Annotated in this window: 18 protein-coding genes; 14 read left to right on the top strand and 4 right to left on the bottom strand. The window is 57.0% G+C overall.

The features are described from left to right. Window positions 1-9: 9 nt before the first annotated feature. Window positions 10-1,512 carry a UbiD family decarboxylase gene (locus DSL70_RS08420; protein WP_245418137.1) on the bottom strand — a complete coding sequence of 501 codons (1,503 nt, stop codon included), beginning with the start codon at window positions 1,510-1,512 and terminating at the stop codon, window positions 10-12. A gap of 405 nt (window positions 1,513-1,917) precedes the next feature. Between DSL70_RS08420 and DSL70_RS08415 the strand changes: the two genes are divergently transcribed. The 8 genes from DSL70_RS08415 to DSL70_RS08380 all read left to right on the top strand — a co-directional run bounded on the left by DSL70_RS08415 (window position 1,918) and on the right by DSL70_RS08380 (window position 9,676). Next, window positions 1,918-2,229 (top strand): FtsB family cell division protein, encoded by a 312-nt coding sequence (locus tag DSL70_RS08415; RefSeq protein ID WP_119307480.1) that lies wholly within the window; start codon window positions 1,918-1,920, stop codon window positions 2,227-2,229. 175 nt (window positions 2,230-2,404) lie between these two features. Beyond that, the gene (gene pdhA, locus DSL70_RS08410; RefSeq protein ID WP_119307479.1) at window positions 2,405-3,448 is read left to right on the top strand and encodes a pyruvate dehydrogenase (acetyl-transferring) E1 component subunit alpha; all 1,044 of its coding nucleotides are present in this window, start codon (window positions 2,405-2,407) and stop codon (window positions 3,446-3,448) included. A gap of 17 nt (window positions 3,449-3,465) precedes the next feature. Continuing rightward, window positions 3,466-4,854 carry a pyruvate dehydrogenase complex E1 component subunit beta gene (locus DSL70_RS08405; protein ID WP_119307478.1) on the top strand — a complete coding sequence of 463 codons (1,389 nt, stop codon included), beginning with the start codon at window positions 3,466-3,468 and terminating at the stop codon, window positions 4,852-4,854. A 12-nt stretch (window positions 4,855-4,866) separates the two neighbouring features. Continuing rightward, complete coding sequence (locus DSL70_RS08400) at window positions 4,867-6,201, top strand: pyruvate dehydrogenase complex dihydrolipoamide acetyltransferase (protein WP_119307477.1); 1,335 nt, start codon at window positions 4,867-4,869, stop codon at window positions 6,199-6,201. A 147-nt stretch (window positions 6,202-6,348) separates the two neighbouring features. Continuing rightward, a complete protein-coding gene (lpdA, locus tag DSL70_RS08395) occupies window positions 6,349-7,743 on the top strand; it encodes a dihydrolipoyl dehydrogenase (protein ID WP_119307476.1) in 1,395 nt (464 codons plus the stop codon). Window positions 7,744-7,906: 163 nt separating this feature from the next. After that, a complete protein-coding gene (locus DSL70_RS08390; RefSeq protein ID WP_119307475.1) occupies window positions 7,907-8,149 on the top strand; it encodes a GlsB/YeaQ/YmgE family stress response membrane protein in 243 nt (80 codons plus the stop codon). A gap of 71 nt (window positions 8,150-8,220) precedes the next feature. Beyond that, on the top strand, window positions 8,221-9,204 hold the full coding sequence (gene lipA, locus DSL70_RS08385; RefSeq protein WP_119307474.1) for a lipoyl synthase: 984 nt from the start codon (window positions 8,221-8,223) through the stop codon (window positions 9,202-9,204). A gap of 19 nt (window positions 9,205-9,223) precedes the next feature. After that, entirely contained in the window at window positions 9,224-9,676 is a 453-nt protein-coding gene (locus tag DSL70_RS08380; protein ID WP_119307871.1) for a type II toxin-antitoxin system RatA family toxin, read from the top strand. A gap of 95 nt (window positions 9,677-9,771) precedes the next feature. Here DSL70_RS08380 and ppk2 read toward each other — a convergent pair whose 3' ends face one another. Next, the gene (ppk2, locus tag DSL70_RS08375; protein ID WP_245418136.1) at window positions 9,772-10,863 is read right to left on the bottom strand and encodes a polyphosphate kinase 2; all 1,092 of its coding nucleotides are present in this window, start codon (window positions 10,861-10,863) and stop codon (window positions 9,772-9,774) included. Between the two features lie 471 nt (window positions 10,864-11,334). Here ppk2 and DSL70_RS08370 point away from each other — a divergent pair, with 471 nt between their 5' ends. After that, window positions 11,335-12,174: a tetratricopeptide repeat protein gene (locus DSL70_RS08370; protein ID WP_119307473.1), complete on the top strand. Its 840-nt coding sequence runs from the start codon at window positions 11,335-11,337 to the stop codon at window positions 12,172-12,174. A 130-nt stretch (window positions 12,175-12,304) separates the two neighbouring features. Here DSL70_RS08370 and xth read toward each other — a convergent pair whose 3' ends face one another. Beyond that, entirely contained in the window at window positions 12,305-13,096 is a 792-nt protein-coding gene (xth, locus tag DSL70_RS08365; RefSeq protein ID WP_119307472.1) for an exodeoxyribonuclease III, read from the bottom strand. A 71-nt stretch (window positions 13,097-13,167) separates the two neighbouring features. Beyond that, window positions 13,168-13,497 (bottom strand): iron-sulfur cluster insertion protein ErpA, encoded by a 330-nt coding sequence (erpA, locus tag DSL70_RS08360; RefSeq protein ID WP_119307471.1) that lies wholly within the window; start codon window positions 13,495-13,497, stop codon window positions 13,168-13,170. 263 nt (window positions 13,498-13,760) lie between these two features. Here erpA and DSL70_RS08355 point away from each other — a divergent pair, with 263 nt between their 5' ends. The 5 genes from DSL70_RS08355 to scpB all read left to right on the top strand — a co-directional run bounded on the left by DSL70_RS08355 (window position 13,761) and on the right by scpB (window position 21,519). Beyond that, window positions 13,761-14,975, top strand: a complete 1,215-nt coding sequence (locus DSL70_RS08355; protein ID WP_119307470.1) for a deoxyguanosinetriphosphate triphosphohydrolase — start codon at window positions 13,761-13,763, stop codon at window positions 14,973-14,975. A 201-nt stretch (window positions 14,976-15,176) separates the two neighbouring features. After that, window positions 15,177-16,937, top strand: coding sequence for an arginine--tRNA ligase (gene argS / locus DSL70_RS08350; RefSeq protein ID WP_119307469.1), 1,761 nt, complete (start codon window positions 15,177-15,179; stop codon window positions 16,935-16,937). 78 nt (window positions 16,938-17,015) lie between these two features. Beyond that, a complete protein-coding gene (locus DSL70_RS08345) occupies window positions 17,016-19,676 on the top strand; it encodes an SPOR domain-containing protein (RefSeq protein WP_162916468.1) in 2,661 nt (886 codons plus the stop codon). Window positions 19,677-19,840: 164 nt separating this feature from the next. Beyond that, on the top strand, window positions 19,841-20,764 hold the full coding sequence (locus DSL70_RS08340; RefSeq protein ID WP_119307467.1) for a segregation and condensation protein A: 924 nt from the start codon (window positions 19,841-19,843) through the stop codon (window positions 20,762-20,764). Then, the gene (gene scpB, locus DSL70_RS08335) at window positions 20,761-21,519 is read left to right on the top strand and encodes an SMC-Scp complex subunit ScpB (protein ID WP_119307466.1); all 759 of its coding nucleotides are present in this window, start codon (window positions 20,761-20,763) and stop codon (window positions 21,517-21,519) included. Before DSL70_RS08340 ends, scpB begins: the two co-directional genes overlap by 4 nt. The last annotated feature ends 103 nt before the right edge of the window (window positions 21,520-21,622 follow it).

Genomic DNA, 21,622 nt, shown 5'->3' with positions numbered 1-21,622 from the left:
TGTTCTGGCCTACAAATTGAGCCTGGCGACGAGGTCGTCCACCTCTGTGACCGTCTGTTCGTCCATCTTCAACTCGCGCCCCCACTCGCGTTGGGTTTCCGAGCCTATCTTGTCGGTCGCGTCAATGCCCAGCTTGCCGCCGAGGCCTTCTAAGGGCGAGGCGAAATCGAGGTAGTCGATTGGTGTGTTGCCGATCTGCAAGAGGTCGCGACCCGGGTCGGTCTTGGTGGCCACTGCCCACATAACGTCCTCCCAGCTGCGCGCGTTGATGTGGGCATCGACGATGATGATGAGCTTGGTCATGTTGAACTGGGGCAACATCGACCACATGCCCATCATGACACGGCGGGCCTGACCGGCATAGCGTTTCCTGATGGAAATGACGGCAACGCGGTAGGATGCCGTTTCCGGCGGCAGCCAGCAGTCGACAACTTCCGGAAAGGCCTGTCGCACCAGCGGCATGAAGACATCGTTTAGCGCTTCGGAGATGACGGATGGTTCATCCGGCGCCCGGCCGGTGTAGGTGGAGAGATAGATGGGGGCCTTGCGGTGGGTGATGGCGGTGACTGTTACCTTGGGGAAGGACTCGACGGCGTTGTAATAGCCGGTGTGGTCGCCGTAGGGGCCTTCGGGCAAGGTCTCTGTTGCTGACACGGTGCCTTCGATGACGATCTCGGCGTTGGCGGGTACGAGCAGTGGCTGGGTCTTTGCCCGCACCAACTGAGTCGGCTTGCCACGGAACAGGCCTGAGAACTGGGCTTCGCTGAGGGTCTCGGGAATGGGGGTGACGGCGCCCATGATGGTGGCCGGGTCGCTGCCGATGGCGATGGCAATGGGCATGTCTTCGCCCTTTGCCTTCCATTGGCGGAAATGGGCCGCTCCGCCGCGATTCTCCAGCCAGCGCATGATCAGTGTGGTCTTGCAGGCCTGCTGTATGCGGTAGACGCCCCAGTTATAGCCCTTGATTTCCTCGCTTTCGGCAGGTCGCGTGATGACAATGGGCCATGTGATGAGTGGGGCAGGTTCCTCTGGCCAACAGGTCTGGATCGGCAAAGAATCAAGGTTGATGGCGTCTCCCGTATGGATGACTTCCTGACAATGGGCGCGGCTCTGGATTTTGCCTCTGAGGCTGGTGGCGGCCTTGAAAAGGGGGCCGATGGCTGAGAGGATCTCTGAGCGTTCCGGTGGTTGGGGCTGGCGCAGATAGGCGAGGAACTCGCCAAAGGGAATCAGGTCGCTCTCGGAGCAGCCCAGCGACCAGGCGACTCGCTTGACCGTTCCGAACAGGTTGATGAGCGCGGGCATTGTGCTGGGGGTGCCGTCGGACTTCAGCGGCTTCTCCAGAAGTAGGGCAGGGCCATTTTTCATCATGACGCGACGCTGCAGCTCGGTTGCCTGAAGCTTCATGCTGACTGGCTCGGAGATGCGGATCAGCTCGCCCTGTTCCTCGCAATATTTGATGAAATCGCGCAGGTCGTTGAAGATCGGCAGGCGACGGCTGTGGATGTGCATCTTTAGGTTCCAAAAGTTGAACGGCTCATCACCGGAAAGGAATGGCGTCTGAATTGGGTGGCATGAAGGCTCATTTTCACTCGCCAGGTCGCCAAGGCAGTTGTTACGTCCGATCTGAGCAAATCCCATGATCAAGGTCAAATGACTTTGTTCTTAAGCGAAAATTGTTCAGAGCTTCATTTCTGTGTTTTTCTGAAACATCCAGACACCGCCTTGCCATTTTTGTAAAGCAAAGGTTAACTATCTGAATTGATTAACTTTTTATATACCAAAAAAATCTGCAATTTTTCTGTTTCGGGCGTGTATGGAAAGCGTTTGTTAACGCTAAGCGGTCTAAATAGGTATCGTGTCAGGCAGAGAGGGTTTTGCGTACTGCCTGATAACCGAGTGAGTAGGGTGTACGGTATGGCAACTCGCCAACGAAAAAATTCTGTATTGCGTCAGTTGGTGCTGCCCTTCTTTTTCCTGTTAGTCATAGCCTATTTCGTGTATCATACGCTGCATGGCGGTTTTGGTGTGTATGCGCTTGCCGAAATGAAGGTTCAGGCTGATGTGCTGGAGGCGGATCTTCTGGATTTGCGCTTTCAGCGCGAAGCCGCCGAGCATCGTATCGCCCTGTTTCGTCAGGGAACTCTTGATCCGGACATGATGGATGAGCGTGCTCGCGCCTACCTCGACGTTGCCGATCCAAACGAAATCGTCATTTTCAATAATTAACCTGAATTAGGGTGACGGATTTTTTTTAACTGCATTCCAGTTAAGTCTGTTTTCTTGTGTTTTTTCAGTGTTTTATGTGAAATTTGCCGGTGGATTACTCTTTGCATCTGTAATTGCAGATTAGAACTCCCTAAATTATCTTACACTACATGGAAACGCTTTAGGGAGCAGCACAATGGCAGCATCCGCGTCTGGTACCGCCAAAAAGGCGGCGAAGGGCACATCCCGTGCCCAGGTAAATCGCACAATTGTTGAATTTGATAAGGATCAGGAACTTCACGCATATCGTGAAATGCTGCTGATCCGCCGTTTTGAAGAGAAGGCCGGCCAGCTTTATGGCATGGGCATGATCGGCGGCTTCTGTCACCTTTATATTGGTCAGGAAGCTGTGGTTGTCGGCATGCAGATGGCCGCAAAGGAAGGTGACCAGGTTGTCACGTCCTACCGTGACCACGGTCACATGCTGGCCTGTGATATGGACCCCAAGGGCGTCATGGCCGAATTGACGGGCCGCAAGGACGGTTATTCCAAGGGTAAAGGCGGCTCGATGCACATGTTCAGCCGCGAGAAGAACTTCTTCGGCGGCCACGGTATCGTTGGAGCCCAGGTATCCATCGGTACCGGTCTTGCCTTCGCGAACAAATATCGCGGCAACGACAACGTCTCCTTCATCTACATGGGCGACGGCGCATCCAACCAGGGTCAGGTCTACGAGAGCTTCAACATGGCCAAGCTCTGGAACCTGCCTGCGATCTACGTGATCGAGAACAACAAGTATGGCATGGGAACCTCGGTTGAGCGTTCTTCATCCAACACAGATCTTTCCCAGCGCGGTATTTCTTTCGGCATCCCTGGCGAGCAGGTTGATGGCATGGACGTGCGCGCTGTGATGGCTGCTGCCGAACGCGCCATTGAATGGGCTCGCGAAGGCAAGGGGCCTTACATCCTCGAAATGATCACCTACCGCTATCGCGGACATTCCATGTCCGACCCGGCGAAATATCGTTCCAAGGAAGAAGTGCAGAAGATGCGCAACGAGCATGATCCGATCGAGCAGGTGCGTCAGCGTCTGATCGATGGCGGTCTTGCCAGTGAAGATGAGCTGAAGGCCATCGACAAGGACATCCGCGCAATCGTGTCCGATTCTGCCGACTTCGCCCAGACCAACCCCGAGCCGGATGAATCCGAACTCTGGACCGATATTTACATGCCGCTCTAAGGTGAAGGGATAGACTTATGCCAATTAAAGTTCTTATGCCGGCCCTCTCCCCGACCATGGAAGAAGGCAATCTGGCCAAGTGGGTCAAAAAAGAAGGTGACAAGATCGAGATCGGTGACGTGATCGCAGAGATCGAGACCGACAAGGCCACCATGGAAGTTGAATCGGTTGACGAAGGCACGCTCGGCAAGATCGTTGTTGCCGAAGGCGCACAGGGCGTCAAGGTCAACGAGCTGATCGCTCTGATCCTTGAAGAAGGCGAAGATGCTTCCGCTCTCGACAGCGTTTCCTCCGATGCCGCTCCGGCTCCGGCTGCTGAAGCACCTGCTGCTCCGGCCTCCGTTCCTGCCGAGCCGAAATCTGCCGCTCCGGTGACTGTTCCTGATGTTGAAGACGAGCCGGAAATTCCTGCTGGCACGCCGATGAAAACCCAGACCGTTCGCGAAGCACTGCGTGACGGTATGGCCGAGGAAATGCGCCGCGACGATGACGTCTTCCTGATTGGTGAAGAAGTTGCCCAGTATCAGGGTGCCTACAAGATCTCCCAGGGCATGCTGGAAGAGTTCGGCGAACGCCGTGTGATCGATACCCCGATCACCGAACACGGTTTCACCGGTCTTGCTGCCGGTGCTGCCATGGCCGGTCTGCGCCCGATCGTCGAGTTCATGACCTTCAACTTCGCCATGCAGGCGATTGACCACATCATCAACTCCTCCGCCAAGACGCTTTACATGTCCGGCGGCCAGATCCACAACCCGATCGTGTTCCGCGGTCCGAACGGTGCTGCTGCCCGCGTGGCTGCCCAGCACTCGCAGGATTACACCGCATGGTACAGCCAGATTCCTGGCCTGATCGTTGTGCATCCTTATACGGCGTCCGACTACAAGGGCCTGATCAAGTCTGCCATCCGCACCAACAACCCGGTTGTCTTCCTTGAGAACGAAATTCTCTATGGTCACAGCTTCGATGTTCCGGATGTGGAAGACTTCACGGTTCCGCTCGGCAAGGCACGCATTGCCCGCAAGGGTAGCGATGTGACCATCGTTTCCTTCGGCATGGGCATGCAGCATTCTCTCCATGCAGCTGAAGAGTTGGCCAAGGAAGGCATCGAGGCCGAAGTCATCGACCTTCGCACCATCCGTCCGCTCGACACCGAAACCATCATTCGCTCGGTTATCAAGACCGGTCGTTGCGTGGTGGTTGAAGAAGGCTGGCCGCAGGCCTCCACCGCTTCGGAAGTTGCCTTCCGCGTAATGGATCAGGCTTTTGACTATCTGGATGCGCCGGTTGCCCGCGTTTGCGGCAAGGACGTTCCGATGCCTTACGCTTCAAACCTCGAAAAGCTGGCTCTGCCAAACGTTGCCGAGGTGATTGCTGCCGTCAAGGCTGTCACCTATACCGCTTAAAGGAGAGAGAAAATGCCCGTAACGATTACGATGCCGGCCCTTTCTCCGACCATGGAGAGCGGGACCCTTGCCAAATGGCTGGTCAAGGAAGGCGATGAGATTTCCTCCGGGGATGTGATCGCCGAGATCGAAACCGACAAGGCAACCATGGAAGTGGAAGCTGTTGACGAAGGCACCATCGGCAAGATCCTTGTCGAAGCCGGTACTGCCGATGTCGCCGTGAATGCTCCGATTGCCCTGTTGCTGGAAGAAGGCGAAGACGCTTCTGCTCTGGAAGGGATGACTGCTGCCAGCCCGGCTGCTGCTCCTGCTGCAGACGCGGCTCCGGCCAAGGAAGCTGCGGCTCCTGAAGTCAGTGTTGCTGCCGGTCCGGCGCCAACGGCTGCTGATGGCAACCGCATCTTCTCTTCGCCGCTGGCACGACGCCTTGCCAAGATGAATGATCTGGATCTGGCCAAGGTAACCGGCACCGGTCCGCGTGGACGTATCGTCAAGCGCGATATCGACGCTGCCATCGAAGCTGGTACCGCCAAGGCTGGTGCTCCGGCTGCCGCCGAGGCTCCAAAAGCTGCTGCAGCGCCTGCCGCTGCACCGGCTCCGGCTGCCGGTCCTTCCGATGCTCAGGTCCTTAAGCTGTTCGAAGAAGGCTCCTACGAGCTCGTTCCTCACGACGGCATGCGCAAGACCATTGCAAAGCGCCTGACCGAAGCGAAGCAGACCATTCCGCACTTCTATGTGTCGGTCGACTGCAAACTGGACGATCTGCTCGCTCTGCGTGGCCAGCTGAATGCTTCGGCTCCGCGCAAGGACGACAAGCCTACGTTCAAGCTGTCGGTCAACGACATGGTGATCAAGGCTCTGGCACTTGCCCTGCGCGATGTGCCTGATGCCAACGTCTCCTGGACGTCTGACAACATGGTCAAGCACAAGCATGTTGACGTGGGTGTTGCCGTTTCCATCGAAGGTGGCCTGATCACCCCGATCATCCGCCGCGCCGAGGAAAAGGCTCTGTCCACCATCTCCAACGAGATGAAGGACATGGGCAAACGCGCCAAGGAACGCAAGCTCAAGCCTGAGGAATATCAGGGTGGTACGACCGCCGTGTCCAACATGGGCATGATGGGCGTCAAGAGCTTCTCTGCCGTTGTCAATCCGCCGCATTCGACCATTCTGGCCGTTGGCGCCGGTGAGAAACGTCCGATCATCGAGGGCGACGAAATCAAGGTTGCAACCATGATGACCGTCACCCTGTCGACCGACCACCGCACTGTTGATGGTGCTCTGGGCGCAGAACTGCTCAAGGCATTCAAGGGTTACATCGAAAACCCGATGAGCATGCTGGTCTAATTCCGACTTCCTCTTGAACGTCCGGTCGCGCCCAGTTGTGCGATCGGGCAGTCCTGAGGCGCACCTGCCATTGTGCAATCCCGGTCGCCTGACCGGGATGGTGTTGCCCTTCGGGACATCAAGAGGCGATTGAGAGGTATTTTCAAAATGGCACAGACTGAATTTGACGTAATCGTAGTCGGCTCTGGACCTGGTGGTTATGTGACTGCCATTCGCTCTTCCCAGCTCGGCCTCAAGACGGCAATCGTCGAGAAGAACGAACTGGGCGGCATCTGCCTCAACTGGGGCTGCATTCCAACCAAGGCGCTGCTCCGCTCCGCCGAAATCTTTCACTTCATGAAGAATGCCAAGGACTACGGTCTGTCGGCTGATAACGTCAGCTTCGACCTGCAGAAGGTTGTCGAGCGCTCCCGTGGCGTTTCCAAGCAGCTGAACAGCGGCGTTGGCTTCCTGATGAAGAAGAACAAGGTCACCGTGATCAAGGGGACCGCCGTGCTGGAAGGCAAGGGCGCCCTTACCGTGAGCGGCGATGACGCTGGCACCTACAAGGCCAAGCACATCATTCTGGCAACCGGTGCCCGTCCGCGCGTTCTGCCCGGCCTTGAGCCGGATGGCCAGCTGATCTGGACCTATTTCAACGCCCTCAAGCCTGACATCATGCCAAAGAGCCTGCTGGTCGTTGGCTCCGGTGCGATCGGTATCGAGTTCGCCAGCTTCTTCAACACCATGGGTGCTGACGTAACCGTCGTTGAAATGATGCCGAAGATTCTGCCGGTGGAAGATGATGAAATCTCCGCCATGGCACGCAAGTCCCTTGAAAAGCAGGGTATCAAGATCCTGACCGAAGCCAAGGTGACCAGCGTCAAGAAGGGCGGCAACAACGTCGAGGCGACCATCGAGAAGAAGGGCGGCAAGACCGAAGTCTTCAAGGCCGATCGCATTATCTCTGCCGTTGGCGTTCAGGGCAATATCGAGAATCTCGGCCTTGAAAAGCTTGGTATCAAAACCGATCGTGGCTGCATTGTCATCGACGAGTTTGGCCGTACCAATGTGGAAGGCATCTATGCGATTGGCGACGTGGCCGGCCCTCCGATGCTGGCGCACAAGGCTGAGCATGAAGGCACGATCTGCGTTGAAAAGATCGCCGGTCTGCATCCGCATCCGATGGACAAGAGCAAGATCCCGGGCTGCACCTATTGCCATCCGCAGGTTTCCTCTGTTGGTCTTACCGAACAGGCCTGCAAGGCAAAGGGGCTGGACGTCCGCGTTGGCCGTTTCCCGTTCATCGCCAACGGCAAGGCCATTGCACTTGGCGAGCCGGAAGGCATGATCAAGACCATCTTCGACAAGAAGACCGGCCAGTTGCTCGGTGCACACATGATTGGCGCAGAAGTGACCGAGCTCATTCAGGGCTTCATTGTTGCCATGGGTCTGGAGACGACCGAAGAAGAGCTGATGGAAACCATCTTCCCGCATCCGACCCTGTCGGAAATGATGCCGGAATCGGTCCGCGACGCCTATGGTCGTGTGATCCAGACGTGATTTTCTGATATATACCCTTTTTAGGCTTCGTGGTGAGCGTAGCAGAGGCAGACCAGGCGGTCTGCCTCTGTGTCGGGAACTTGAATGGCCGTCTTCGCATTCTATCTATGAAAGAGGACGGAATTTGAGATCCTTATGCATCGCTTTCAGAAGAGGACGTGAAATGGGTATTTTCCTTTGGATTATCGTCGGCATCATCGCTGGCTTCATAGCTGAAAAAGTGACCAATTCGGACCATGGTCTGTTTACAAATTTGATCGTGGGGCTGATTGGTGCATTTGTCGGCGGATTTATCGCTGACAGATTCGGTATCCGCTTTGTTCACAGCATGTTTCTGGATACCACGATCGTTGCGACACTCGGCGCGATCCTCGTGCTGTTTGTCTATCAAAAAGTTCGATCCTGACCGGCTTGACCACCTGTTGCTGGTTGGATATTGCTGATCAACCGAAATAACAGGAATGACGAGGCTCCTGAATGGTCACCATCATTGACACCGTTTCCGTAAAGGCAGATGCCGCTGACAAGGCTCTTGCCAGACCTCGCCATCCTGAAAAGGCCCATCGGCCTGACAATCCCATTCAGAGAAAACCGGACTGGATCCGTGTAAAGGCTCCGGGCTCCAAGGCCTACAAGGAGACCCTCGACATCGTGCGCGGCAACAAGCTGGTCACGGTTTGCGAGGAAGCCGGTTGTCCGAATATGGGCGAATGCTGGTCGCACAAGCATGCCAGCTTCATGATCATGGGTGAAATCTGCACCCGTGCCTGTGCTTTCTGCAATGTCGCAACGGGCATGCCCGGCGCGCTTGACCCGGAAGAGCCGGAAAACACCGGACGTGCCGTCGCCCAGATGGGGCTGAAGCATGTGGTGATCACCTCGGTTGATCGCGATGATCTGGACGATGGCGGTGCGCGGCATTTTGCCGCCGTGATCCGTGCCATCCGGGCCGCATCGCCGGAAACCACCATCGAAGTGCTGACGCCCGACTTCCTGCGCAAGGAAGGCGCGCTGGAGATCGTCGTCGAGGCCAGGCCGGACGTCTTCAACCACAATCTGGAAACCGTGCCGTCGAACTATCTCAAGGTTCGTCCGGGCGCTCGCTATTTCCATTCCATCCGCCTGTTGCAGCGCGTCAAGGAACTGGACCCGTCCATGTTCACCAAGTCCGGCATCATGGTGGGCCTTGGGGAAGAGCGCAACGAAGTGCTTCAGCTGATGGATGACCTGCGGGTTGCCGATGTCGATTTTCTGACCATCGGGCAGTATTTGCAGCCGAGCAAGAAGCATCATCCGGTGATCAAGTTCGTCACGCCGCAGGAATTCAAGGGTTATGAGACGATTGCCTACACCAAGGGCTTCCTGATGGTGTCAGCCAATCCGCTAACCCGTTCATCCCATCACGCCGGGGAAGATTTCGAGAAGCTGAAGGCCGCCCGTCGCGCCAAGCTTGGCCATTGATCAAGGACCGGCCCGCTTCATGCCCAAGTTCGAGACCCGCCATAAAGTGAGGCATTCCGCAGATCAGATGTTCAGGCTGGTTGCGGATGTCGAGCGTTATCCCGAGTTTGTTCCTCTATGCAAGGCACTGCATGTTCGTGGCCGCAAGGATAGCGCCGGGCAGAGCATTCTGGTGGCTGACATGGTGGTCGCCTACAAGATGATCAGCGAAAGCTTCACCTCGAAGGTGACCTTGCTGCCAGATCAGAACCAGATTGTCGCCGAGTATCTGGATGGTCCGTTCAAGCACATGGAAAACCGCTGGACCTTCGAGCCGATCGAGGGCGAGCCGGACAGTTGCAACGTGGTTTTCTATATCGACTATGAGTTCCGCAACCGGATGCTTTCCGGGCTGATGGGCGCGATGTTCGACAAGGCGTTCAAGAAATTCTCGACGGCCTTTGAACAGCGTGCTGATGCCGTCTATGGCTAGAAGAAGCTGGCGGGTGCATCAGGAATCACGAAGGCCGCATGATGCGGCCTTTTTTGTTGGTCGGTCCGAGTGCTGGCTTCGGCTTGATGGTGTCGCTACTCTCCAAGCGGCGTGAGGCTTCTGCCGAGAATATGGTCATCCTTGCCAATCACCTTGCCGTAGCTTCCAACGATCAGCGGGTCGGGGCCGTGAACAATGTGGCGGTCCTTGTTGGGGTAGGGCAGGGAAGCCAGAAAATGCTGCATGCAGTTGAGGCGGGCCCGTTTCTTGTCGTTGGATTTGACGATGGTCCAGGGCGCATCGGCGGTGTCCGTATAGAAGAACATCGCCTCCTTGGCCTCTGTGTAGGCGTCCCATTTGTCCAGTGACGCCTTGTCAATCGGGGAGAGCTTCCATTGTTTCAGGGGGTCGGTTTCGCGGGCCGAGAAACGGCGGCGCTGCTCCTCCTGGGTGACAGAGAACCAGTATTTGAACAGCCGGATGCCCGACCGGCAGATCATGCGCTCGAATTCCGGTGTCTGGCGCATGAACTCCAGATATTCGCTTGGTGTACAGAAGCCCATGACGCGCTCGACGCCAGCGCGGTTGTACCAAGAGCGGTCGAACAGAACCATTTCTCCGGCGCCGGGCAGATGCTCCACATAGCGTTGATAGTACCACTGGGTGCGCTCGCGGTCGGATGGCTTGTTGAGGGCCACGACGCTCGCCGTGCGCGGATTGAGATGCTCCATGAAACGCTTGATGGTGCCACCCTTGCCAGCGGCATCGCGCCCTTCAAACAGGACCACAATCTTTTCGCCTGATTCCTCGACCCACTTCTGGGCCTTGAGAAGCTCGACCTGCAACAGGCTTTTCTGCTTTTCATAAGCTAGGCGCTTCATCCTTGTCTTGTAAGGATAGACGCCCTGTTCGAAGACGCGCTGAATTTCGCTGGGGTCGTGACGACGCTCACTCAGAGACCGTGCGGCATCTTCCAGCCGTTCTTCAGGTGGCGGGAGGTGTTGCTCGCTTTGGGGCTCGTTAGGCTGCTTTGGAGGCAATTTCTCTGATGTTCCTTCGGAAAGGTCCGGGGTGCCCTCTGATGTGCTCTGCACCATGGCTCTTTCCAGCCTTTCCAGATCTTCTTGCACCTTGACTACCTGATCGGGAGAGCCTGCAGTGTCAGTTTTTCTGTTTGATTTTGACATTCGTTCCTCCCTTGATCCGGTCAAGAGTTGCTTTCGTTTCAAATTATCGCAAACAGATTAACCGTATATGGGAAAGGGAACCAGATTCTTTGCATATGGTTAAGAATATCTGTTAAGCAGTAGTGGCTGGCACAAATCCCTGTAAGACGTTGCAGAAAAGCAACGTTTTGTTGAAAAATGATTTGTTAACCATCTTGCTTAACCCATCATGCCAGTCTTCGGCCACATTATTGGCGCAACGTGATGGTCCCGGATGGTCGGGTTTTGAAAAGTTAATGCAGCGCGTCATAGAAGTGACATTTTTTAAGACTTGATAGGCTGCAGAAGTTTTCGAACCAGTGACCCGGATGCGGGAAGCGGTCAAGAAAAGAAAAATCGGGCAGGCGACTGAGTTTGCCCGGAAGTCAGGAGACGGGTTCTGCCTGGTACCCCATTGAGCAATGGAAGGATCGGGCAGACGTGTGGTGTGTCATGAAGCGTCAAACAAGTTTTGCGGTTAGCCTTTTGCAGACTGCTGCCCTTGTCGGTCTGCTAAGCGCAGCGGGAAGTGTGTCTTCCTATGCCTTCGATCCTCGGACCATCGAGGAAGGTCAGGCCACGCCTGACGAGGCATTTCGCTTCGGCGCGCAGGCCTACAAGTTTGGCAATAAGTCGACCGCCGTGCAGGCTCTGACCTACGCCGCCCACAATGGCCATATGGCGTCGCAGTGGAAACTCGGCAGCATGTATGAAGAAGGTGACGGCGTGGCCAAGGACGCAGGGCAGGCCTTTGACCTGTTCAACGGCATCGTGCGCCAGTATGGCGACGCGCAGCCGGGTTCCATCGAAGCACGCTACGTTTCCAATGCCATTGTCAAACTGAGTGCCTTTGTGCGCACCGGCATCAAGGGCAAGCTCGCGCCCAACCCCAAGAAGGCGCGCGATTTCCTGCAATATGCAGCCTCCTATTTCCGCGATCCGGATGCCCAGTATCATCTGGCCATGTCCTACCTCGACAAGTCGGATGGCAAGATCGAGCCCAAGATGGCGGCAAGATGGCTCAACAAGGCAGCCCGCAAGGGGCATGTTGCCGCTCAGATGAAGCTGGGTGACTTGCTGCTTGAAGGCGACGTTCTGCCGCAGCAGCCGGTCAACGGCCTGAAATGGCTGACCGTCGCCCGTATTCTCGACTCCAACAACCCGCAGGTTCTCGACCGGCAGGAAGCGGCTTTTGCCCTTGCTGATGAAAGTACCCGGCAGAAGGCGGTCGAGCTGGCCAATGAATGGGTCAACAGCGGCGGCGAAGGCGACAATGAAAGCGACGGCGACTGACGTCCTCGCCAGAGCGTGAAGACCAGATCGGCCAAAAGCGGACCTGCCAGAAGCAGATTTTCCAGACAGAAGCAGATTGAGATCGGGACCCCGGAATGGTGTCCCGTTCCATCGTCTGGGCTTCATTTTCCTACAATTGATGGCAATTGAGCGTCAGCATGACGGGCACGTGATCGGATGGCTTTTCCCAATCGCGCGTGTCCTTCTGAATGGCGCATGATTTGAGCCAGTCGGCCGCTTCCGGTGAGAGCAGGTGGTGGTCGATGCGAATGCCGTTGTTTCTCTGCCAGGCGCCCGCCTGATAGTCCCAGAAGGAATAGAGATGTGGTGTGGCGTTGCAGGCGCGGAAGGCTTCTGTGAGGCCAACGGCCTTCAATTCCCTGAACAGCTCCAGCGTTTCGGCCCTGTAGAGCGCATCGCCCCACCATGCATCATGATCATGAACGTCATCGGCACTCGGAATGACGTTATAGTCGCCCGACAGGACAAAGGCCTCTTCCAGTGCCAGACGTTCCTTCGACCAGTTGATGAGGCGCCGCATCCAGTTGAGCTTGTAGGGATATTTGTCGCTGTCGACCGGGTTGCCGTTGGGCAGATAGAGGCTGACAACCCTGAGCGGCCCCTTGTCGGTTGCAAACAGCCCTTCAATGAAGCGGGCCTGTTCATCGCTATCGTCACCGGGCAGGCCACGATTGACTTCCTCGAACGGCAGCCGCGAGAGCAGCGCTACACCGTTGAAGCTCTTCTGGCCATGGGTTTCGACATTGTAGCCGAGTGACTCGATATCTGCGCGCGGGAAGGCCTCGTCCACCGACTTGATTTCCTGCAGACAGGCGATGTCGGGCTTCTCTTCCTCCAGCCAGCGCAACAGATTGGGGTGACGGGCTTTGATGCCGTTGATGTTCCAGGTTGCTATGCGCATGGGGCCTCTCGGATAATGGACAGAATGGACGCTGATGAGGCGCGCCGGCGTTCGGATGGAGGATTGTGCGGTCAGATCGAGAAGCTGGTGCCACAGCCACAGGAGGCGCTGGCCATCGGGTTCTTGATCTGGAACGACTGTCCCATCAGATCGCTGACGAAATCAACCTCAGCCCCATCCATATATTGCAATGAGAGGGAGTCGAAAAGAACGATGGCGCCGTCCTTGTTGATGACGAGGTCATCGTCGTCGCGGCTCGTGACGATATCGTAGTTATACTGGAAGCCGGAGCAGCCGCCGCCGCTTACAGAAATGCGCAACATGGAGCCGTCCGGCTCCTTGGAGAGGATCTTGGCGATTCGCTTGATGGCGCTATCGGTCACCGTGATCGGGTTTGACATCTGTCTATTCCTGTCTCATTTTCCATCCGCGCTAATACTGAGACCCTGTTTTGCCCTGTTTCGGGGCCAATTTCGAGCCTGAAGCGCCTAGCAGGTTGTGTTCTGGTCTGAAAAGTCCTGTGATGGGCGTTGTTTCTATGGTGAAGCTTTCATAAAGCTTACTCTTTCTTTTGATAGTTAAGATCGAAAGAGCGTTAGTCAACTGTTTTGGCCAGCCCTATCTGGCCCTATTGTAAATTTCTTGAATTTGGAATGGAAGAATAATGATGCCAGCGATCGGATTTGGTGCGCAACCCCGGGCATGCTATGCGGTTCTTGCCGAGCAGAGCAGGGGGCGACTGTTCGATGAACCAGCCAGTCCGACCCGCACGCCCTATCAGCGCGACCGTGACCGCATCATCCATTCCTCAGCGTTTCGGCGACTGCAGGCAAAGACACAGGTGTTCCTCTATCATGAAGGGGACATGTTCCGTACACGCCTGACGCACACGCTGGAGGTTTCCCAGATTGCGCGCTCCATTGCCCGTGCCCTGTCTGTCGACGAGGACCTTGCCGAGGCGCTGGCGCTGTCACATGATCTTGGCCACACACCCTTCGGTCATGCCGGAGAACGTGCGCTGGATCTGGTGATGCAGCCCTATGGCGGGTTTGATCACAATGCCCAGTCTCTGAGGGCGGTCACGGCGCTTGAGCAGTGCTATGCCGAGCATGACGGGCTCAATCTCAGCTGGGAGACGCTGGAAGGTCTCGTCAAGCACAACGGCCCCCTGACTGACCGAAGTGGCAAGGGAATCGGCCATTATGCCGATGGCTTGCCCTATGCGATCCGTGTCTATGCGGAACAGCAGGACCTGATGCTCTGGTCCTATGCCAGCATCGAGGCGCAGGCGGCGGCCATCGCCGACGACATTGCCTATAATTCCCACGACATCGATGACGGTCTCAGGGCGATGCTGATCTCGCTTGACCAGTTGCGCGATGTACCGCTGGTTTCGGATCTGCTTGCAGAAGTGGAAGGGATCTATCCGGGGCTTTCCGAGTCGCGCACAACCCATGAGATCGTCCGCCGACTCATCACCCGGATGGTCGAGGATGTGATCAACACCTCGATGGCCAATCTTTCCCGCATAGCGCCGCAGTCGGCCGACGATGTGCGCAACGCATCGGAGACCATCGTCTGCTTTTCTCCCGAAATGGCTCGCTCGGTTGCCGGAATCAAGCGCTTTTTGTTCGAGAATGTCTATCGGGAAGACAGCGTCATGCGGATCATGAAGAGCGCCGAGAAGGTGCTCAGAAACCTGTTTGTCTATCACTTCGAAGCCCCGGATACGATGCCGTTTGCCTGGCAATTCGATCTTGATGGCGCCCCTCAGAAGGTTGTTGCGCGCCGTGTTGCCGACTATGTGGCTGGTATGACAGACCGTTTCGCCATTCAGGAACACCAACGTCTGTTTGACGAAACCCCTGATTTGGGTTAGAGCGTATCCCCGAACATATGGATTTCCCAAGGCTGGGCTCCGAACGGGCGTTGCTTTCAACGAGGCAACCGGCGCTGCCGGATGCGCCCCTTTGCCCCGTCTTTGTTACACTGCTAGCAATTTGCGCCAGTCGCGTGTTTACTATGCGGGGGAGCGGACAGACCTCTGCTGCCACTGGCCGAAGATCAGACAGGACTGAAGATGAACGTCTTTACTATTTTCACCGACCGGGTCAAGGAAGCTATCGGCAAGTGCGCGCTGACTGCCCGTGATGGCTCGGAGCTCGACCTGTCGCGCGTGATTGTTGAACCGCCACGGGACGCCGCTCACGGCGATCTGGCAACCAACGCAGCGATGGTGCTCTCCAAGCAGATCGGCATGAAACCGCGCGATGTCGCCGAGAAAATCGCCGCGCAACTCATTGAAGACAAGGATATTGACCGGGTGGATGTTGCTGGCCCCGGTTTTATCAACATGGCACTGTCCGATGATTTCTGGCGTGGCCTTGTTGTCTCCATCGTCAAGGCAGGCAAGGATTTTGGCCGTTGCAACCTTGGTGGTGGCGACAAGATCAATGTCGAATATGTCTCCGCCAACCCGACGGGGCCGATGCATGTGGGCCATACGCGTGGTGCTGTCCTCGGAGACTGTGTTGCCAATCTGCTCGATTTTGCCGGATATGATGTCTGCCGCGAATATTACATCAACGATGCTGGCGCTCAGGTGGATGTGCTGGCCCGTTCGGCCTTCCTGCGCTATTGCGAGGCGCTCGGGGACGACATCGGCACGATTCCCGACGGGCTCTATCCTGGCGATTATCTGGTTCCGGTTGGTGAGGCGCTGGCCAAGGAACATGGTGACAAGCTGAAGAAGGCCAGCGAGGAAGAGTGGCTGCCGCTGGTGCGTGCCTTTGCCGTGGATGCGATGATGGAAATGATCCGTGGAGATCTGGCCGCGCTCAACGTGGAGCATGACGTCTTCTTCTCCGAACGAAGCCTCATTCATGGCGACAAGGATCGGGTCAAGGAAGCCATCGACTGGCTGGCGGACAAGGGTCAGGTCTATGTCGGAACCCTGCCACCACCAAAGGGCCAGCTTCCCGATGACTGGGAAGACCGCGAACAGACCCTGTTTCGTTCAACCGCATTCGGCGATGACATCGACCGTCCGTTGAAAAAGTCAGACGGCAGCAACACCTATTTTGCCAACGACATCGCCTATCATTTTGACAAGTTCAAGCGCGGCTATTCCAAGCAGGTCGATATTCTGGGCGCTGATCACGGTGGCTATGTCAAACGGCTGAAATCTGCTGTGGCGGCTATCACGGAAGGCAAGGGCGGGCTGGAAGTCAAGATCTGCCAGCTGGTCAACCTGATGCGCAATGGCGAGCAGCTCAAGATGTCAAAGCGGGCGGGCAACTTCATTACCCTGCGTGATGTGGTGGAGGAAGTCGGCGTGGACGCTGTCCGCTTCATGATGATGTATCGCAAGTCCGAAGTGACGATTGACTTTGACTTTGCCAAGGTTACCGAGCAGAGCAAAGACAATCCCGTGTTCTACGTACAATATGCCCATGCCCGGACGGCTTCCATTTTCCGTCAGGCAGCAAGTGAGGTGCCTCATCTGGCCGTCGGCATCGAAGATCTAGTGAATGCTGATCTTAGTGGTATTAATGACGAGCTAGAACTTGCCCTGATCAGGAAGTTGTCTGAATATCCTCGAATAGTAGAGGGTGCAGCGGAAACACAAGAGCCCCACAGGGTTGCGTTTTACCTTTATGATCTTGCCGGATATTTCCACGCTGTGTGGAACAAGGGCAAGGAAATGCCGCAATTACGCTTTATTAACGTTAAAGATGAGAAAATGACTCTAGCGCGCTTGGCTCTTGTTCAGGCTGCGGCCAATGTAATCAGCTCTGGCCTCGGTCTGCTTGGTGTATCGGCACCTGAAGAAATGCGATAGGGGAATTCCGGTCGTTTCTCTCGACAAAACTTTGCCAGGCGATACGAGTTAAGTGTATGAATGAAAAGGCAAATCGTCATGTCAGATCCAAATGACAAGAAGCCGCAATCACCCGCAACCAACTGGTCCGATATTGATCGTCAGGCTCGTGAAAAGCAAGGTGCGGGCCAGATTATGGAAGATCCCTTGGCTGAACTTGACCGAATCGTCAGTGGCGATTTCGGGCAGGGCGGCAGCCAGCGCGGCGGCGCTTCTGTTTCTGATGATGATTTGCGGATGCTGGAACAGGAGCTCATAAGGGAGCTTCGGGGTCATCATGCTGAAATTGAGGAGCGTGCTCCGGTGGGGTATCCACAGGATGATCAGGCTCCGGCAGAGCATGGGGCCCCTGAAGAGTATGCACCATATGGGGCTGAGCCTCCTATGGAAGCTGTACCTGAAGCGCCTCAGGTGCGAAGAAGCTATGAGCCGGTTTCCGAACAGCGTGCCGCGCCTCGGGTGCAGGCGCCGTTGCCTTCGTCCGAGCGTCCTGTTGAGCGCGAGTCCGGTCTTGATGACTGGAGCTCGCTGTTCGATGACATCTCGCCGAAACCTGCAGCAAGAGCTGCCGAACCGGCAAGGCCTGCGCCGCGGGTTGAACCTGTTTTGTCTGTTGAGGATGAGGATGATGGTGAGCCGCCGGTTGCGACCAGTGGCAGCTATGGCCAGCTTGGACGTCGATCTGCACCACCGGCGGAAGGCGGCCAGTCCTTCTTCAAGGGGCTGCATGCATCAAGAGAGTCCGATGCTTATCCGGCTGAAGAAGATGCTGCTCCGGCCGCGCCAGAGGTCAATCTCGGCGCAGGCGTTGCTCCGGCAGCACCCGCTCCTGCGCCGCGTACTCCTTCCTACGACACCCGTGCCGATCTTGGGGCAACCGGAGCCGAATACGGTCGGCCACAAGAGCCCGTGGCACCGCGTCAGCCTGCCCGTGATCCAATGAGCGGATTTCGTACCAGTGAAGAGACGCAACAGCCAGCAACCCGCCGTGAACCGGTGATGCCGACCAATTGGGGTGACTATACGTCAAGGACGCCACTTGAAACGCCGTCGCAGGATTATCGCGAGCCGAGCGTTTCCGAGCCTTCGTATGAACCAACACGCGCCTATGCCGATCCGCGTCTGCCGCATGCCGGTGAGCGGGCAAGGCCTCAGGCTCCTGTCGAACAGCCCTCTGTTGAACCGGCCCCTTACGTTGGCGGCTATGAAGACAATCGCCGGTCTAAGCCGGAAGCACCGGAGCCATATGACTATCGCCGACAGCAGGCAGAGACCGCACCGCGTGGTTCCCGTGAAAGCCGTGTTGATCCCTATGCGAGCTTCAACGATCCTGCTGCCAGTCAGGGCACAACGGCCTATGGCGGCTATGCTCCATCGGCTCCAAGCCATGCGCCGGATGTCAATGTTGCCGGACGTTCCGATGATTATGCCAATTATGGATCCGGTCCTTCCTATCGCACGACAGCCCAACAGACCTACGATCAGGACTATGCGCAGGATGCTGGCGGGTATAATGATCCACTCGGCAATGACTATGGCGCTGCCGAGACCGAGTATGGCACCTATTCTGATCCGACCATAGCACAAGCGGCCGCCGAGAGTGCGCCCAACTATGGCGACGAGGAATACACGACGCTGGAAACGGCTGCTGCCATGGCGACACCTCAGCCCAAGCGCAAGTCTCGCAAGGGGCTCTACGCCGCAGCAGCTGCCGGTCTGGTGATTGTCGTCGGTGGTGTTCTTGCCTGGAGCTTCGGGCAAAGCGGCGGCGGCAGTACCGATACGCCGGTCATCGAGGCCAATACCGATCCTGTCAAGGAAGCGCCGGAAAACCCGGGTGGGACCGTTGTTCCGCATCAGGATCAGACGGTTTATGATCGCATCGACGGGACAGAGAGCGACGAAGGCCCGACGACCATGATGCCTGCGACCGAAACACCAATTGATGTGACGGCCAATGGGCAGTCACCGCGCGTCATCGCCCTGCCGGGTAGCGAGTCTACGGTTTCCCAGTCCAGCAGCGAAGCAACGGATAGTGGTGCGGTTGCACCAAAGCGGGTCCGGACCGTTGTTGTCCGTCCGGACGGAACTTTTGTGACATCTGACCAGCCGGAGGCAACGCAGGAGCAGCCACAGGTCGCCAATGTCGATCAGCAGATGCTCGATGCAACGCCATCGGAACAGGCCATGTCCCAGACCTACAACACCAACATGAATGGCAGTCAGGCGACCGGCGTTGACGGGGCCGCAGCTCAGGGTGTTGTTGATCCGAACATGCCGTTGCCGAAATCCAAACCGGCCGGTCTAGAGCAGGTTCAGGCACAGCAGGCTTCCGTGCCGCAGCCCGTTGCTCCGGCTCCACAGCCCGTTCAGCCGGTCAGTCAGGCTCCGCTCGTGCTCAATCCAGCGAGCAGCCCGGCTCCGCAGAATACGGCGGTTTCATCCGGCGCTGGCGGCTATACGGTTCAGGTTACCTCTCAGCGTACGCCTGAGCAGGCGCAGGCGAGCTATCGCAACATTCAGGCTCAGCTCAGCAGCGTTCTGGGTGGCTATGAACCGGATATCAAGGAAGCCGACCTCGGCGCCCGTGGTACCTACTATCGCGTGCGGGTCGGTTCGTTTGCCGATCAGGCTGGCGCGGTCAATTTCTGCAACAGCATCAAGGCCGCCGGTGGCGACTGTCTGGTTGCCAGAAAGTAGGCTCTGCCCTTTTTGTGAAATTGCGAAAATCCGGCTTTCGAGCCGGATTTTCTTTTGCCCGCTTGGTTTGCTGTTCAAAGATCGCTACTGTTCTTCATTGTTCGGGGGAATTTGGCTAGAATCGGCGGACGGGTAGTACCGTTGCATATGGATTGACAAGACGCATGGCGGACGAAGAGGGGCATCAGGACGACGGCAGGGAGGATACCGGGCAAGGCAACCCGGTTGTTGGCTCACCCGATGTCGCAGCCCCATTCGGCGAAGACGGTTCGGGCGTCAGCGCTCCGGCGCCATCGGGCAACTGGGAGGAGTTCGGCGAGCTCAATCTGGTGCCCAAGGCCCAGATTGGCGAGCCATCGCTGATCGTCGACGTGGAAGGCTTTGAAGGGCCGCTGGATTTCCTGCTGGCGCTGGCCCGAAAGCAGAAGCTGGATCTCACGAAAATCTCCATTCTGGCGCTGGCCGAGCAGTATCTGCTGTTCATCGAGCGGGCGCGCAAGCTGCGTCTTGAGCTGGCGGCGGACTATCTGGTGATGGCGGCCTGGCTGGCCTATCTCAAGTCGCGCCTTCTCATTCCAGAAATGCCGGAAGAGGATGAACCGAGCGGCGAGGAACTGGCCGCCATGCTGGCCTTCAGGCTGCGCAAGCTGGAAGCCATGCGAGAGGCTGCGGCCAAGTTGATGGAACGCCCCAGTCTGGGGCAGGATTTCTTTTTGCGTGGCCAGCCGGAGGATATGTCGCTGATCCGCAAACCGCAGTTTTCTGCCTCGCTCTACGATCTGCTGACCGGCTATGCCTCCTTGCGGCAGCGGCAGTCGGTGTCTCTGGTTCATGTGCGAAAACGCAATGTCTGGTCGCTGCCAGAGGCACGGGATGTGCTGATGCGGCTGGTGGGCGGGTTGCATGACTGGACGCCGGTGGAAGAGATCCTGCGCAGCTATCTCAAGCTCACCGATGTTCGAACGACGGCGCTCGCCAGTTCCTTTGCTGCCTCGCTCGAGCTTGTGCGCGAGGGACATCTGGAGATCCGGCAAACCGAGGCGTTCGGAACGATCTACCTGCGCAGCAAACAGAAGGAAGCTCCATGACCGAAGAAAGCAAGTCGTCATCAGAGCCGAAACGGCGCGCCGAGAGCGAGTTCGAAGCGCTTGCCAAGGAAGCAAGACTTCAGCTCAAGCGCATGGTTGAGGCGCTTCTGTTCGCCAGCGCGGAGCCGATTAGCGCCGTGGAAATTGCGTCCCGTCTTCCCGACAATGTTGAAGTGGCGGCTCTGCTGGCCCAACTGAAGGAAGATTACAAGGGGCGTGGGGTCAATCTGATCGAGGTGAATGGCAAATGGCTGTTCCGCACGGCCAAGGACCTGTCCTTCATGATGCAGGCCGAAGCGTTCGAGCCCAGAAGGCTGTCGCGGGCAGCGCTCGAAACTCTCGCCATCATCGCCTATCATCAACCGGTCACCCGGGCGGATATCGAGCAGATTCGCGGTGTTTCCGTTGCGCGTGGCACGCTGGATGTGCTGTTGCAGACCGAATGGATCCGGGTGAGGGGGCGCAGACGCGTGCCCGGTCGGCCGGTGACCTATGGCACCAGCGAAAAGTTTCTCATCCATTTCGACCTATCGTCGATTCAGGACCTGCCCGGCCTCGAAGAGCTGAAGGGGGCGGGAATGCTGGATTCGGCGCTGCCACCGGCCTTTTCCATGCCGTCGCCTGATGACAACGAAGACCTTGCCGATGACGAGGATCCGTTGGAGGACACCTATCAACTCGATCTGGTCGTCCTTGAGGATGACGAGGACGGGGAAGATGACGAATCCGACGATGCGGATGAAAGCGGCCAATAGCTGCACTGCTTCGCGGCTGGCGGCGTTGCCTGCTGTGGACCCTTCGGGGGCCAGGTCACAATAATATGAATGTGAGAGTTGTGTTTTTGCCCCCCAAGGTTAT

Source organism: Cohaesibacter haloalkalitolerans (assembly GCF_003574655.1).
Classification (GTDB): Bacteria; Pseudomonadota; Alphaproteobacteria; order Rhizobiales; family Cohaesibacteraceae; genus Cohaesibacter; species Cohaesibacter haloalkalitolerans.
The sequence above is the reverse complement of the archived record's forward strand: the minus strand, read 5'-3'. Positions and strand labels throughout refer to the sequence as shown.